The sequence below is a fragment of the Xanthomonas sp. WHRI 8393 genome (assembly GCF_040203315.1).
GTDB lineage: Bacteria > Pseudomonadota > Gammaproteobacteria > Xanthomonadales > Xanthomonadaceae > Xanthomonas > Xanthomonas arboricola.
In genome coordinates, this window is the sequence record NZ_JBEGGL010000002.1 from 1 (window position 1) to 14482 (window position 14482).

The 14482-nt window shown below is 65.9% G+C and carries 11 protein-coding genes and 1 pseudogene; 10 read left to right on the top strand and 2 right to left on the bottom strand.

What is annotated here, in order from left to right; genetic code table 11:
* The 5 genes and pseudogenes from ABQ137_RS05970 to pbpC all read left to right on the top strand — a co-directional run.
* Positions 1–253, top strand: a pseudogene (locus ABQ137_RS05970) (REP-associated tyrosine transposase); the annotation flags it as partial.
* A gap of 208 nt (positions 254–461) precedes the next feature.
* Positions 462–3602 carry a TonB-dependent receptor gene (locus ABQ137_RS05975; protein ID WP_349781562.1) on the top strand — a complete coding sequence of 1047 codons (3141 nt, stop codon included), beginning with the start codon at positions 462–464 and terminating at the stop codon, positions 3600–3602.
* A gap of 157 nt (positions 3603–3759) precedes the next feature.
* A complete protein-coding gene (locus ABQ137_RS05980; protein WP_349781564.1) occupies positions 3760–4707 on the top strand; it encodes a glycerophosphodiester phosphodiesterase family protein in 948 nt (315 codons plus the stop codon).
* A gap of 131 nt (positions 4708–4838) precedes the next feature.
* On the top strand, positions 4839–5615 hold the full coding sequence (locus ABQ137_RS05985) for a CPBP family glutamic-type intramembrane protease (protein ID WP_349782335.1): 777 nt from the start codon (positions 4839–4841) through the stop codon (positions 5613–5615).
* Positions 5616–5726: 111 nt separating this feature from the next.
* A complete protein-coding gene (gene pbpC, locus ABQ137_RS05990; RefSeq protein WP_349781566.1) occupies positions 5727–8147 on the top strand; it encodes a penicillin-binding protein 1C in 2421 nt (806 codons plus the stop codon).
* A 267-nt stretch (positions 8148–8414) separates the two neighbouring features.
* Here the strand turns inward: pbpC and ABQ137_RS05995 are convergent, their stop codons facing one another.
* Together ABQ137_RS05995 and ABQ137_RS06000 are read right to left on the bottom strand one after the other, a co-directional pair.
* Positions 8415–8975 carry a ferritin-like domain-containing protein gene (locus ABQ137_RS05995; RefSeq protein ID WP_024938597.1) on the bottom strand — a complete coding sequence of 187 codons (561 nt, stop codon included), beginning with the start codon at positions 8973–8975 and terminating at the stop codon, positions 8415–8417.
* Positions 8976–9018: 43 nt separating this feature from the next.
* Positions 9019–9501: a peroxiredoxin gene (locus tag ABQ137_RS06000; protein ID WP_016903926.1), complete on the bottom strand. Its 483-nt coding sequence runs from the start codon at positions 9499–9501 to the stop codon at positions 9019–9021.
* A gap of 161 nt (positions 9502–9662) precedes the next feature.
* Between ABQ137_RS06000 and ABQ137_RS06005 the strand changes: the two genes are divergently transcribed.
* From ABQ137_RS06005 to hflC, 5 genes are all read left to right on the top strand, one after another.
* Positions 9663–10139, top strand: a complete 477-nt coding sequence (locus ABQ137_RS06005; protein WP_016903925.1) for an Hsp20/alpha crystallin family protein — start codon at positions 9663–9665, stop codon at positions 10137–10139.
* Between the two features lie 140 nt (positions 10140–10279).
* Entirely contained in the window at positions 10280–11176 is an 897-nt protein-coding gene (locus tag ABQ137_RS06010; protein WP_349781568.1) for a DnaJ C-terminal domain-containing protein, read from the top strand.
* A gap of 385 nt (positions 11177–11561) precedes the next feature.
* Entirely contained in the window at positions 11562–11948 is a 387-nt protein-coding gene (gene pilH, locus ABQ137_RS06015) for a twitching motility response regulator PilH (RefSeq protein WP_024938599.1), read from the top strand.
* Between the two features lie 463 nt (positions 11949–12411).
* Positions 12412–13551 carry an FtsH protease activity modulator HflK gene (hflK, locus tag ABQ137_RS06020; RefSeq protein WP_046341957.1) on the top strand — a complete coding sequence of 380 codons (1140 nt, stop codon included), beginning with the start codon at positions 12412–12414 and terminating at the stop codon, positions 13549–13551.
* Positions 13551–14414 (top strand): protease modulator HflC, encoded by an 864-nt coding sequence (gene hflC, locus ABQ137_RS06025; RefSeq protein WP_024938601.1) that lies wholly within the window; start codon positions 13551–13553, stop codon positions 14412–14414. Before hflK ends, hflC begins: the two co-directional genes overlap by 1 nt.
* The last annotated feature ends 68 nt before the right edge of the window (positions 14415–14482 follow it).

Sequence of the window (14482 nt, forward strand, 5' to 3'; positions counted from 1 at the left end):
CGCGCTCGCGCGCGATGGGGCGTTACCGGTAACGCCCCATCGCGCGCGAGCGCGCTCCTACGTCAGCGCTTCTTCGCTTACGGCGGCATCGCTGCGCACTGTCTTTTCGATGCGATGTAAGCGACACGCAAGGATCGTTGGGAAAGACGATCTGCGCCTCGCGGCTCGTTACCTTATCGCCAACCCGCTACGCGCCGGACTGGTCGAGCGGGTCGGCGACTATCCATTCTGGGATGCAATCTGGCTGCCGTAGGAGCGCGTTTGCGCGCGATTGGGCATCACCGGGAAAGCCTCATCGCGCGCAGGCGCGCTCCTGCGCCAGCGCTTCTTCGCTTACGGCGACATCGCTGCGCACTGTCTTTTCGATGCGATGCCAGCAACATGCAGGGGTCATTTTTGCTGGCTACGGTGGCGTGCTTTCTCACAGGCGCGGCATTCCCGCTGCGCGATCTCGGGATTCCATGCAGCGCTCCGATTCTTACCGTTTGCACTTGTCCGTTCTCGCCGTTGCCATTGCGGCGTGTTCGCCAGCTCCGCAGGCATGCGCCCACGAGTGGGCGGCTATTGCAGCCGATGCCTCCGCTCAAATGTCTGCTGCGACCATGACCGCGACCGCGGGCGCATCAGCGAGCGCAGCTACAACTACAGCTGCACCTACAGCTAATAATGACGAGGCATCCACGCCTGAGGCTGAAGTTGCGACTGCAAGGCAACGTTCTCCATTGCCAGCAGATGCATCCGCTGATTCCATAGACCCTGCATCCCCTGCATCCCCTGCATCCCCTGCATCCCCTGCATCGTCCACGTCGCCTGCATCGCCCACCTTGCCTGCATCGGCACCAGGCGAGGCATCCACTAGCGACGCACCGGCCACCCCCACCAAAACCGGCGTGCAGACCCTCGATGCCATGCAGGTCACCGGCGTGCGCCGTGCCAATGCTGCCGCGGTGGAAAGCAAGCGCGCGGCAACTAATATCACCGATGTGATCAGCGCCACCGATGTGCGTGCCTTGCCCGACAGCACCATCGTCGAAGCGCTGCGCCGCGTGCCCGGCCTGTCGGTATTGCCGGCCACCGACAACGAGCATCCGCGCGACGAGGCCGCCACACCGGTCTTGCGCGGCCTGGGCCCGTCCTACAACAACGTCACCATCGATGGGCTGACCATTGCCTCGCCCGGCACGCCGAACGGCACGCTTGGCTCGATCACCCGCGGCGTGCGTCTGGACCTGCTGCCGGCATCGATGGTCAGCGAACTGCAGGTGGTCAAGACCTTCACGCCCGACCTAGACCCCAACGCAACGGGCGGGGCGATCAACCTCAAGACGCGCAGCGCCTTCGAAAACGGCGGCAAGCCCTTCTTCAGTGCCGAAGCGGCGCTGGGCCACGCCAACGATGTCGGCAAGCCGCGCGACCAGGACGACCCCGGCTATCGCCTGAACGCCACCGGCAGCCGTACCTTCGGCAGCGAGCAGCAGTACGGGGTCACCCTGTCGGCCAACTACCAGACGCTGAGCAGCTACACCGAAACCCATATGACCACCGACACGGTGCATTACGGGTTCTACGACAACAACGGCGCGCTGCAGACCGGTGCCAATCTCGGCAATGGCTGGGCGGTGCCGCAGCAGGACAAGTACTGGTACGTGCAGAACCAGCGCGACCGCTATGGCGTCACCGGCAAGTTCGAAGTGCATCCCAGTGCCGCGCTGGAAGCCTATGCAACGGCCGGCTACTACTATTTCAAGGACAACATGGAGCGCAACGAGGTCATCATCGACCCGCGCAACCGTGGCCAGGTGTTCAATCAGACCGCCAGCTCCGGCAGCTATCCCGGCGGCGACATCGAGGTGGGTTACTCGAACCAGATCGTCACCACGCGCACCAAGGTCGCGCAGCTGGGCACGATCTGGCGGCCCACCGATCGGCAACAGTTCTCCGCGCGCGGCGCGTGGTCGGATGCGACCTACGACGAGCCGATCCGCATGATCAAGTACGCCACCGGCATCACCCGCGCCGCGCCGGTACCGGTGGGCCAGACCGGCAGCGGTGTGACCATCAATGCCACGCCCAACTACGCATTCAACTACGACACCTCCGGCTTCGATCAGCGCTTCGGGGTGTCGCCGCAGGCCTACAACGATCTGGGCAACTACAGCCTGTCGTACTGGCGCCCGGACTACAAACGCACCGCGGCCGATCGCATCCTCACCGGCCGGCTGGATTACGGTTTCAACCAAGGCGAGAGCGATCAGGGCATCGGCTTTGCCGCGGGCGTGTCGTACACCACCGACAAACCGTCCTACGACATCTATCGCGTCGAATATCAGCCCAATACCAGTGCGCCGGCGTTTGGCCTGGCCGATGTGGCGGGTACCGGCCGGGCGCCGATGCGCTACGCCGGCCTGAACCTGATCACCATCGATCCAGACAAGGCCAATCGCGCATTGGTTGCAACGCCGTTGAGCGCGTTCAACAGCACCGACCAGCAGGCCTTCAGCAATCAGGACAACTTCACCCATACCGAAAAGACCTTCGGCAGCTATGGTCTGGTCAGCTATCGCAGCGAGCGTTTCAATGTGCAGGGCGGTCTGCATTTCGACAGCACCAGGCTCGATACGGTCGGCCGCCAGCGGCAGCTGGATGCCGCGACCAACCGCTATGTGTATGTCGATAACCCGACCAGTGCCGATTACCACTATCTGCTGCCCTCGGCCATCATGACCTACCACCTGACAGATGCATTGGACCTGCGCGCCGGCGCAAGCCGTACGCTCGGCCGCCCGCCATACGATGCGTACGCGGCGCGCACCTCGATCGGCTTCGTCAACACGGCCGATGCCGGCAACCCGAATGCGCAAGGCGTCACCGTCACCATCGGCAACCCGGACATCAAGCCGCGCGTGTCCAATAACCTGGATCTGTCGCTGGAATGGCGCCTGCCCGGCGATTTCGACGCGTTCGCGTCCACGGCCGTGTTCGACAAGCGCATCCAGGACGAGATCTTTACGCTGTCGCGCACCGACAGCTTCACGTTCGACGGCACCACCTACGCCAACGCGTTGATCAGCACGCCGGCCAATGCCGCCAAGGCGCGTATCCGCGGGGTGGAGTTCAACGGCATCGTCAACACCTTGGCGCCGATCGCGCCGTGGCTGAGTGGGGTCGGTTTCAGTGCAAACTTTGCGGTGCTCGATGGCAGCCTGGATGTGCCCTACAGCGTTGGCAGCGGCAGCAATATGAGCCAGCGCGAGCGCAAGCTCGACAACCTGGTCGGGCAGCCCGACTACACCGCCAATGCCACGCTGTTCTACAACAGCGGCGGGCTGGAGCTGCGCGCGGCCTACAATCGTCAGGGCAAGGCCTTGGGTGCCATCGTCAGCAATATCGACTGGCAGGACCTGTATTGGTCGCCGCGTTCGCAGCTGGATTTCACCGCGACCTATGCGATCAGCAAACAGCTCAGCCTGATCGGCCAGGTCAGCAACCTCACCCACAGCCGCATCACCAGCGTGACCGGCCCCGGGCAGAACCTGCTCAAGGACAGTTATTCGGTACCCACGACGTATTGGTTCGGTCTGCGCTTTACGCCGACGTTCTAGGCGCGGCGAAGCTGGCATGGCGAGCAGAGCTCGGGCAAGTGCGCGCGGTGCGTGGAAATCAGGATGTGCACCTGGCAGGGCGCCATGCTGAGTACCCGCCGCGCCTACCTGACCGACACGCAATAGTTCTGTTAATCCCTTCAAGCGGAGTTGTTCGATGACCTTACGTACTGCCGCCACCGTCGCGGTCATGCTGTGCGCGGCACTGGCCACCCATGCGAGCGCGGCGCCCACCGGCGTGGCCGCAATCCAGGCCCGGCTGACCAATCCTGCCGGCGGCATCGTGGTGGTGGCTCATCGCGGTTGCCACGCGCCGGCGCCTGATCATGGTTTCAAGGACAGCGCACCGGAGAACTCGCTGGCCGCGCTGGAGCGCTGCATCGCCATCGGTGCCGACGTGATGGAGACCGATGTGCGGCGCGCCGCCGACGGCACCCTGGTGATGCTGCACGACGCCACCGTGGACCGCACCACCGACGGCACCGGCAAGCTGTCCGAGCTGACCTTGGCCGACCTGCAAAAATTGCGGCTGCGCAGCGACGAAGGTGGCGCGCAGGCGCCGCTGACCGACGAACGCCTGGTCACGCTCGAGCAGATGCTGGCCAGGTCTAAGGGCCACATCCTGCTCAACCTGGACGTCAAGGATGCGATTTACGTGCAGGTGGTCGACGCGGTTGCCCGTGCCGGCATGCAGCACCAGGTAATCGTCAAGGCCGAAGCCGGCATCGCCACGCCGCCTCTGGCGGCGATGCTGCCGTTCGACAAGGTGTATTTCTTCCCGATCCTGATCAACGCCCATGGCACTGCCGACCTGGCCGCGATCGCCACTGCGCAGACACGCAACGCGCATCCGGTCGCGTTCGAGCTGCCCAAGATGTCGGCAGCGCAATTGCCGGCGTTGGTTGCAGTGAGCAAGGCACACAAGGTGCGGCTGATGGTCAACTCGCTGTGGGACGGCTTCATCGCCGGCTACGGCGGCGACGCCGACGCCGAGCGCGATCCCGACAAGGTGTGGGGCCGCCTGTACCGCGAGGGCGTGTCGATCATCCAGACCGATGCGCCAGAAGCCTTGCTGCGCTATCGCGCGTCGCTGGAGCAGCGGTGAGCGCCGCGTTGCATCACCGTATGCAGCTGGCCTGCGACGGGAGCGGATGTCGCCGCGCAATGTGATCCGTGGAACTGCGGCGGCGATGTTGCCGTTATAGTCAGCGTTCGTTTGCACGCAAGGACGTCTGCATGCCGCTCGATACATCCCTGCGCCGACTCACGCCGCATGTCGTCTGGTTGTTGGTGCTGCTGGTCGCGCTGCAGGTGCGTGATGTGGCCAAGGCCCTTGGTTTTCCAATCCCGAAAATTCCGGTGCCTTACGGCGGTGGGATTCTCGACAATCTGCTCAGCGTAGTGCTCGTGCTCGTCGCAGCGGCGTTGCTGCGTCCTGGCATGCCAGGCGAGCTCGTGGCGCGTCTGGGGTTGCGTTGGAACGGCTTGCGCGGCCCGGCGCTGACGTTGCTGGCCACACTGCCGTGTTGGCTGGGACTGTGGACGCAGTCCAGCTCGGTCGGCACCGACGATCTGCTTGGCCTGCTCTGGTTGGCGCTGCTGTTTCCGCTAGCGGAAGAAATCGTGTTTCGCGGTTTCGGCTTCGTCTTTGCCTGCCGTGCGCTGGCCTGGCGTCCGGCAATCGCGGCGCTGGTGCAGGCGGTTGTGTTTGGCGGTGTGCATTGGCTCGGGGCCGGCGGTGGAGGTGGCGAGGCGTTGCTGATCTTCGCCGTTACCGGTATCGGTGCGCTGCTGTTTGCCATCGTGGACGCGCAGGATGGCTACACGATCTGGAGCGGCTGGGTGTTGCATGTCTCGCTCAACGCGGGCTGGACGGTCTTTGCGGTCTCCGATTCGGCGGCCAGCGGCTGGCTCGGCATTGCGTTGCGCCTGTCTGCGGTATTCCTGGCGATGGGGCTGCTGCGGCTGTTCGTAAGGCCGCGTCGCTCGCCGCACGCGGACGTGGTGGGCTAGCGCAGCTGTCGTCGCGCAAGCAGGAGCGTGCAGTCACGTTGATCGCTCAACGCCGCAGCTTGCCGCGCGCGATGGTGGCCGAAATGCGTTTTGCCCTGCATCCTTGGCAGGATGGATGAGCAGCAGCACGCGCAGGCAAGGATCGACCAGACGCAGGAACGCGTCGCTGGCAAGGAGGGCGTTGCTCGGCGTGGCCGGCGCTGGTTGACATGGCTACGCTGGAGCGCCGTGGCCCTGTTGTCTGCGGTGTTGCTGCTGGATCTGGCCTTCCCACTGCCACTGCCCAAATCACGGGACACCTCCACGCTGGTGGTGGCACGCGATGGCACGCCGCTGCGTGCGTTCGCCGACCGCAACGGGGTGTGGCGTTATCCGGCCAGCCCGCAGAGTGTGTCGCCGCTGTATCTGCAGGCGCTGCTCAATTACGAGGACCGCTGGTTCTGGCGCCATCCCGGGGTCAATCCGTGGGGCCTGCTGCGTGCGGGTGGGCAATGGATCGGGCAGGGGCGCATCGTCTCCGGCGGTTCGACGCTGACCATGCAGGTGGCGCGCATCCTCGACCCGCATACGCGCACGCCGTGGGGCAAGGCCAAGCAGCTGCTGCGCGCGCTGCAGCTGGAAGCGCACCTGAGCAAGCGCGAGATTCTGACGCTGTATCTGGAGCGCGCGCCCTATGGCGGCACCATCGAAGGCGTGGAAGCGGCCAGCTGGGCGTACCTGGGCAAGCCGGCCAAGGCCTTGTCGCAGGCCGAGGCTGCGTTGCTGGCGGTGTTGCCGCAATCGCCCAGCCGCCTGCGCCCGGATCGCCATCCCGAGGCCGCGCAACGCGCGCGCGACAAGGTGCTCGATCGCATGGTGGAGCTGGGCGTGTGGTCGCGCGCGCAGGTGGACGATGCGCGGATCGAGCCGGTGGTGACGCGCTCGCTCAAACCGCCGTTGCATGCGGCGCTGCTCGCGCAGCGGTTGCACAGCGCGCAACCGCGCGCGGCACGCATCGTGACCACGCTGGATGTGGAGCTGCAGCGCACCCTGGAAGAACGCGTCACGACATACTTTTCGCAGCTGCCCGAGCGCACCTCTGCGGCATTGCTGGTGGTGGACAACGCCACCATGGAAGCGCGCGCATACGTGGGCTCGGCCAGCTTCGGCGATCGCAAGCGGCTGGGGCATGTGGACATGGTGCAGGCCTGGCGCTCGCCCGGTTCCACGCTCAAACCGTTCCTGTATGGCATGGCGCTGGACGATGGGTTGATCCACTCCGAAAGCCTGTTGGTGGATGCGCCGCAGAGTTTTGGCAGCTACCGGCCCGGCAATTTCGATGCGGCCTTCAATGGGCCGGTGAGCGCGGCGACGGCGTTGCGGTTGTCGCTGAACGTGCCGGCGGTGGACCTGCTCGACCGGATCGGCCCGGCGCGGTTTGCTGCGCGGCTGTCCAATGCCGGGATCGAGCTGCGCTTTGCGCACGGCAGCGTGCCCAATCTGGCATTGATCCTGGGTGGCACGGGCGCGCAATTGCAGGAACTGGTCGGTGCATTTGCGGCGCTCAATCGCGGCGGCATCGCCGGGCGCGTGCGCTATACGCCGGACGATCCGCGCATCGAGCGCCGGCTGATGTCGCCGGGTGCGGCCTGGATCGTGCGCGAGATCCTGCAAAGCAATCCGCGCCCCGGGTACGGCAGCGGCACCTTCGACACCGCCACGCGCCCGGGCGTGGCCTGGAAGACCGGCACCAGCTACGGCTACCGCGATGCCTGGGCGATCGGCGGCACGCGTCGCTACACGGTCGGGGTGTGGGTGGGGCGTCCGGACGGTACGCCGCTGCCGGGCCAGTACGGCGCCGTCACCGCACTGCCGCTGATGTTCGAAGTCATCGATGCCTTGCCGCGCAGCGCCGGCGATAGCGCGCCGGTGCCGATGCCGGCCACCGTGCAGGCGCTGGACATCTGCTGGCCGCTCGGCGGCGCCGCCGATCAGACACCACCGGCGCAATGCGCACGCCGCGCCGACGCCTACGTGCTCGATGGCGCAGTACCGCCCACCTTTGCCGAGCGCGATGCGCGGCTATGGCAAAGCGGGCAGCTGCATTTCGATGTGGATGCGCGCAGTGGCCAGCGGCTGTCGCAGGAATGCAGCCAGGCGCATGAGCGCGTGCCGCATGCAGTGGCGCGCTGGCCGGCATTGGTCTCGCCCTGGCTCAGCGCCGCCGAGCGCAATGCTGCGCAACTGCCGCCACTTGCGGCGGACTGTCTGCCCGATGGGCGCATGACCGGTGGCGGCGTGCTGCGTATCGACGGGCTGAGCGATCGCGCCACGCTGGCGCGTGCCAACGCCACCTCGCATCCGGTGCGCCTGCAACTGCGTGCCCTGGGCAGCGACGCGCGCATCGACTGGTTGCTGGATGGCCGCTGGATCGCACAGACCAACGGACGCCAGGGATTTCAGCGCGAATTTGCTGAGGTCGGCACGCATACGCTCACCGCAATGGCCAGCGACGGTGCATGGACGCAGCTGCGCTTTCGCGTATTGCGCTGACCGCGCACGTGCTCCGCCCGACCAGCGTGCACGCACCCGTAGGAGCGCACCCGGGCGCGATGGGGCGTTACAGGGAATGCCACGTCGCGCCCGGGTGCGCTCCTACGGCAGCAGGCAACCACACACCCTCCAATGACAAAAAAACAGACAGGGCGCTCAAGGCGCCCTGTCTGCTTAAATCATCGAGTCGATTTCAACTTTCAACTTCAGTGTGAATGTCGATGCCGATCATCGATCACAACACATCGCTCCGTTGCAAGACTCAGCTCACTCGCCGATCCAGCCTTCCAGCAGGTCGGCGAACTCGTCGGCGTGCTCTTCTTCCTGGGCCAGGATGTCTTCCAGGATGCGCTTGGTGGTGGTGTCCTTGTCGCCGATGAAATCGATCATCTCGCGGTAGCTATCAATGGCGATGCGCTCGGCGATCAGGTTTTCCTTGACCATGTCGCGCAGGTCGCTGCCTTCCTTGTATTCGGCATGCGAGCGCTTGGTCAGCGTGTCCGGGTTGAGGTCCGGTTCGCCGCCCAGCTGCACGATGCGCTCGGCGAGCCTGTGCGCGTGCGCCTGTTCCTGCTGCGCATGCTCCAGGAACTCGCCCTTGACCGCGTCGGCAAGCATGCCCTTGGCCATGAAATAGTGGCGGTAATACCGCAGGGTGCACACGTATTCGGTGGCCAGTGCGGTGTTGAGCAGCTCGATCACCGCCTCGCGGTCGGCGTGGTAGCTCTCGGTGATAGCACCGTCTTCGATGCTCTGGCGTGCGCGGCTGCGCAAGGTGGCGGTATCGGTGATGCCGTCGGGGAGTTGCTTGGCTGGCTGGTTAGACATGGCTGGCCGGTTTCCTTCTGAGTGGTTGGGGGGAATCAATGCATCAATCGGGCAGGTGCTGCAGTACGTAATCGGCGGCGGACACCTTGAATTCGCCGGGTTCTTCGACGAACAAAGCCTTGACCACGGCGTCGTCGGCATACAGCGCGTAGCGGCGCGAGCGCAGGCCCATGCCCGAGCCGCTGGCGTCGATCTCCAGGCCCAGTGCGCGGGCCAGTTCGGCGTTGCCGTCGGGCAGCAGGTGCAGGCCGTCTGGGATCAGCTGGCTGCGGCCCCAGGCCTGCATCACGAACGGGTCGTTGACCGCGGTGCACAGCACCTCGATGCCGCGTTTGCGGAATGCGTCGAAGTGCTCCACATAGCCCGGCAGGTGCTTGGCCGAGCAGGTCGGGGTAAAGGCGCCCGGCACCGCGAACAGCAGCACCTTGCGGCCGGCGAACAGGCTGTGGGTGTCCACCGCCTCGATGCCCTCGCGCAGGCGCTTGAGCACGACTTCGGGAATGCGGTCACCAACGTGGATGGTCATGGGGCGGGCTCCTGCGGCTGAACGAAGTCTAGAAAGGGGCGAGGGAAAAGCGCGTCAACGCGCTTGAAATCCGCAGCGGCACGCCTATCTGACGCACATGGCCGGCGCAACGGCGCACGCCGCGGCAGCCGGCCCCTCACCCAACCTTTTGGAGGCTCGCAATGAACATCGTTCGTTATCCCCAGTGGCCCACCCATGCGCTGCAAAACGAGATCAAGCACGTGTTCGACCGCTTCTTCGAGCAGAACGGCGACACCGACGAATCGGCGGTGGTGACCGCGCAGTGGGTGCCGCGCGTGGACATCAAGGAAGAGGCCAACCACTTCGTGCTGTATGCCGACCTGCCGGGCATCGACCCCGGCCAGATCGAGGTGCAGATGGACAAGGGCATCCTGTCGATCAAGGGCGAGCGCAAGGGCGAGTCCAGCACCGAGACCGAGCGCTTCTCGCGCATCGAGCGCCGCTACGGCAGTTTCCACCGCCGCTTCGCGCTGCCTGACAGTGCCGACCCTGACGGCATCACCGCGACCGGGCACAACGGTGTGCTGGAAATCCGCATCCCCAAGCGCCCGGCGGCCACCCCGCGCCGCATCCAGGTCGGCAACGGCCAGGACCCGGCCGGCAATACGGTGCAGTAAGGCAGCAAAACCTGGAGCGGAGCGGCATGCTTCGCTTCCCGGCGGCAACCGCACCGTAGAATAGGTGCGGTTGCCCGCCCGGCTGCGATATGACTGGCTCGTGGCCTCGGCTGCGGGCCGTTTTTTTCAGAGGTGATTAGATGGAATTCAAGGATTACTACGCAACGCTGGGCGTGGAGCCCAGCGCGGGCGACGCGGAGATCAAGACCGCCTACCGCCGGCTGGCGCGCAAGTACCACCCCGACGTCAGCAAGGAGGCCGGCGCCGAAGACAAGTTCAAGGCGATCAACGAAGCCTACGAGGCGCTGCGCGACCCGGCCAAGCGCAAGGCCTACGACCAGCTCAAGGCGCAGGGCTTCCGCCCGGGCGACGAGTTCCAGGCCCCGCCCAGCTACGGCGGTGGGCAGGGCTACGACTACGAGGAAGTGTTCGGCAACGGCGGCGCCGGTGGCGGCTTCAGCGATTTCTTCGAAAGCCTGTTCGCCGGCCAGCGCGGCGGCCGTCCGCGTGGTCCGGGCGCCGGCCCTGGTGCGGGCGCGGGTCCGCAGGCGCGCGGGGATACCCGCGCCAAGCTGGCGGTGCCGTTGGAAGCGGTGTATGCGGGCGACAGCGTGCGCATCACCATCAACGGCAAGCAGCTGGATGTGCGCGTGCCCAAGGGCGTGCAGCCCGGCCAGGTGATCCGCCTGAGCGGGCAGGGCAATGGCGGCGGCAACCTGCTGCTGGAGATCGAATACGCCGCGCACCCCCAGTTCGAGGTGGACGGGCGCAACATTCTGTACACCCTGCAGGTCATGCCCTGGCAGGCGGCACTGGGCACCACCATCAGCGTGCCGACCCTGGGCGGGTCGGTGGAGTTGAAGGTGCCGGCCGACTCGGACGCCGGGCGCAAGCTGCGCCTGCGCGGCCGCGGCCTGCCGGGTACCACGCCGGGCGACCAGATCGTGGAGCTGGAAATCCTGGCCCCGGCCCCCACCGACGATGTGCAGAAGAAGGCCTACCGCAACCTGGCCAAGGCGTTCGGCGAATCGGTGTAGGCCGCGCGGGGTCGACGCGGGGATGAGGTGAGGGTTCGGCAGGCAGGTGGTGCGCCAGTGGACGTCGATCTGCGCGGTTGAATCGCCGCCGTCCCCTCATCCGGCGCTAGGTGCCACCTTCTCCCGATGGGAGAAGGGAGCAATTGCCTCTCCTGTGGTGAGGGATTGAAGGCAGGGCAGCATGCACGCGATGCGGTGGCGAACGGCCTTCTGCAACGTTGTTGAATCCAGTTGCCCCTGTGCAACGTAGTACGCGTTGCACAGCACAATGGCAACGTGTCACCGGATCAACACCTCGCAACAGCATCGCCGGGCGCACCGCCTGGCCTAGCTACCGAAAGCGCGGCCGGCGCACTACACTCGCCGCGCACACTAGGGGAAACACATGGCACGCATTCTGATCGTCGACGACTCGCCGTCGCAGCTGCTGGGGATTCAGCGCATCGTCGAGAAGCTGGGGCACGAAACCATCACCGCAACCGATGGTGCCGCCGGCGTGGAAGCGGCCAAGTCCTCGTTGCCGGATCTGGTGCTGATGGATGTGGTGATGCCCAACCTCAACGGCTTCCAGGCCACGCGCACGCTCAAGCGCGAGCCGACCACCCAGCACATCCCGGTGATCCTGGTGACCACCAAGGACCAGGACACCGATCGCATGTGGGGCATGCGCCAGGGCGCACGCGCCTACATCACCAAGCCGTTTTCCGAAGACGAGTTGCTGGAAGTGATGGAGCGCGTGTTCAACCAGAAAGACGAACCGCCGACCGTCTAAGCGCGCCGGCGAGGTGCGACCGGGGCGCGGGTTCGCTCCGCAGTGCGATAAGCCGACGCGTTGACCGCAGCCGGTGCGATCGACGAAGGCCTGCTTGATCCAGCTTCGCGCAGCGTGGAATCGCTAGACCGGCAGGCGCCGCGCGCCCGCGCGCATCACGCGGTCACCGGCCGCAACGCGCATCGAAGGCCGCTCGCCTCCGGCCTTGCCTGCTCCCAACGCAAAGGTCATCACATGCGCGCCTTTCCGGCCCCCGGGACCGCGTCGACACGCGCCTGGACCGGACCGGGCCCTGCTGTCGCCCGATGCGTCGCCGCCCGATCCACCCCAGCGGCTAAACCGGGATGCGCCAATCGGGGCCTTTCAAAACGGTCGGTCTGCCCCATCTAGTAGAATCATCGAATCACACAACACGGCGGCACTGCGGGACTGGCCCGCACAGCCCCTCGATCATGGAGCGTGCATGGCCTGGAACACACCCGGCAACAAGGGCGGAGACGGCCCGGACCCCAACCGTCGCAGGTCCTGGGGCCCGCGCGGTGGTGGCAACGGTGGTGGCTGGGGCAATCTGCCCGCACCGTTGAAGGAGCTGTTCGATGGCGGCGTGGGGCGCTGGATACTGGTCGCGGTGGTGCTGATGGTGCTGTTCTCCAGCTTCCAGCTCATCGGCGAGCAGCAGCGCGGCGTGGTGCTGCGCTTCGGCCAGTTCTCGCGCATCCTGCAGCCCGGCCCCAACTTCAAGCTGCCCTGGCCGGTCGAGTCGGTGCGCAAGGTCAACGCCACCGAGATCAAGACCTTCAGCAACCAGGTGCCGGTGCTGACCCGCGACGAGAACATCGTCAACGTCTCGCTCAACGTGCAGTACCAGATCAGCGATCCGCGCAAGTACCTGTTCGGTTCGCGCAATGCCGACCTGGTGCTGGAGCAGGCCGCGCAAAGCGCCGTGCGTGAGCAGGTGGGTCGTTCCGACCTCAATACCGTGCTCAACAATCGCGGCCCGCTGGCCATCGCCTCCAAGGACCGCCTGCAGGCGGCACTGGATGCCTACAACACGGGTCTGTCCGTTACCGGTGTGACCCTGCCGGACGCGCGTCCGCCGGAAGAAGTGAAGCCGGCCTTCGACGAGGTCAACGGCGCCCAGCAGGTGCGCGAGCGCCTGATCAACGAAGCCCAGGCCTACGCCGCCAAGGTGGTGCCCGAGGCACGCGGCCAGGGTGCGCGTACCCGGACCGGCGCCGAAGGCTACAAGCAGGCGGTGATCTCCAAGGCCGAGGGCGACGCCGATCGCTTCACGCTGTTGCAGGAGCAGTACGCCAACGCTCCCGAGGTCACGCGCAAGCGCCTGTGGCTGGAAACCGTGCAGAAGGTGCTGTCGGAGAACCGCAAGGTGATCGGCAGCGATGGCCGCCAGGTCATCTATGTGCCGCTGCCGGCCGACGCCAGCAAGTCCGCCAGCAACAGCGGTGCTGCGGGCAACGGCAGCATGCCGTCGATGGTGCCGCAGGATGTGCTGTTGAATCCGCCGCAAACCAGTGGCGGCAGCGAGGGCATCCGCAATCCGGAGCGCGGCCCGCGCCCGACCGGCCGTGAGGGAACCGAATAATGAAGAATTCGCTAGTCATCGGCCTGGTCGTCGCCGTGTTGCTGACCCTGATGGGCTCAGTGTTCGTGGTGCGCGAGGACCAGACCGCCATGGTGCTCAACCTGGGCCGTGTAGTGCGAGCCGACCTCAAGCCCGGCCTGCACTTCAAGATCCCGGTGGTGGAGTCGGTGCGCGTGTTCGACCGCCGCTTCCAGGTGCTGGACACCGCCCCGGCGCGCTACTTCACCGCCGAGCAGAAAGACGTCAGCGTGGACTTCTTCGCCATCGGCTACATCTCTGATGTGCGTGCGTTCTATCGCGCCACCGGTGGTGAGGAGTCGGTCGCCAATTCGCGCCTGGCCCCGATCATCACCGATTCGCTGCGTAACCAGATCAACTCGCGCACCTTGCAGCAGCTGGTCTCCGGCGACCGCAGCGAGTTGATCGCCAACCAGCTCAAGGGCATCAACGGCGCGATCAAGGGCCTGGGCATGCAGATCACCGACCTGCGCATCAAGCAGATCGACCTGCCGACCGACAGCCAGGTGATCACCGACGTCTACGAGCGCATGCGCGCCCAGCGCAAGCAGGAAGCCAGCAAGCTGCGCGCCGAAGGCGAGGAGCAGGCCCTGACCATCCGCGCCCAGGCCGACCGCGAGTCCACCGTGATCGTGGCCGACGCCGAGCGCGATGCGCAGAAGCTGCGCGGCGAAGGCGACGCCGACGCCGCCCGCATCTACGGCCAGGCCGGTGCCAAGGATCCGTCGTTCTACGCGTTCTATCGCAGCCTGGAGGCGTACCGCGGCTCCATGACCGACGGCAACGGCGTGGTGGTGCTGGACAAGAACGACCCGTTCCTGCAGTACCTCAAGAGCGATCGTTGATCGCTCTGCGCTGAATCGACAACGCCCGCGGAATGCGGGCGTTTTCGTATGTGCCTGTCACTGCCGTC